Source organism: Bhargavaea cecembensis (assembly GCF_001619585.1).
Lineage (GTDB): Bacteria > Bacillota > Bacilli > Bacillales_A > Planococcaceae > Bhargavaea > Bhargavaea cecembensis_A.
Window position 1 is genome coordinate 1 of record NZ_LQNT01000008.1, and the last position, 289, is coordinate 289.

The 289-nt window shown below is 49.1% G+C and carries 2 tRNA genes; both read right to left on the reverse strand.

Annotation, left to right across the window (positions count from 1 at the left end):
• Positions 1–56 precede the first annotated feature (56 nt).
• Positions 57–132 (reverse strand) — tRNA-Ala (locus AV656_RS03705).
• Between the two features lie 22 nt (positions 133–154).
• A tRNA-Ile gene (locus tag AV656_RS03710) sits at positions 155–231 on the reverse strand.
• Between the last annotated feature and the right edge of the window lie 58 nt (positions 232–289).

Sequence of the window (289 nt, forward strand, 5' to 3'; positions counted from 1 at the left end):
AATCGGTTAATACTTGGTACAATGTCGTTTTATCCGGTTTTCAAAGAACAAAATCATGGTGGAGCCTAGCGGGATCGAACCGCTGACCTCCTGCGTGCAAAGCAGGCGCTCTCCCAGCTGAGCTAAGGCCCCGTATGGCGCAAAAAGAAAAAAATGGTGGGCCTAAGTGGACTCGAACCACCGACCTCACGCTTATCAGGCGTGCGCTCTAACCAGCTGAGCTATAGGCCCCTTTTTTTCCTGCATATGAAGTTCCATATCATGAACCTTCAAAACTGAACGCAAAACG